Below are 365 nucleotides of genomic sequence, written 5' to 3'. Positions count from 1 at the left end.
CACCAGAGTTACAAACACATCGCACCAGTATACGCTATTGCGATTGTGGATAGCAATTATTTCTCAGATGATTTGGCTTTCCATAGCTTTAGCATGCGAGAGGACACGACAGGTGAGGTCTTAACTATCACAAATAATGGACAAGAAAACCATCTTGTTAAAATGGCTTTCTTGGAACTAAAAAAATACAGAGAAACCAGCAAAGACGAGGTTCGCAAGCCGTGGTTGGAGTTTTTCGGGAACAAACCCTTTACTCAAGAACCAGAGCGAGCTATCAGTCAAGCAGACCAACTGCTAGACTACAAGAGCTGGTCCGAGGAGGATAGGAAAATGTTTAGTGAACAACGCAGACGCGAAGAACAAGC

Annotated in this window: 1 protein-coding gene; it reads left to right on the top strand. The window is 43.6% G+C overall.

Features of this window, described 5'->3' with window-relative positions; translation table 11 throughout:
- Positions 1 to 365: PD-(D/E)XK nuclease family transposase (locus CJ239_RS11525; RefSeq protein ID WP_180958286.1), on the top strand; the 365-nt coding region annotated here is incomplete at both ends.

Source organism: Streptococcus sp. UMB0029 (assembly GCF_002871495.1).
Classification (GTDB): domain Bacteria; phylum Bacillota; class Bacilli; order Lactobacillales; family Streptococcaceae; genus Streptococcus.
The sequence above is the reverse complement of the archived record's forward strand: the minus strand, read 5'-3'. Positions and strand labels throughout refer to the sequence as shown.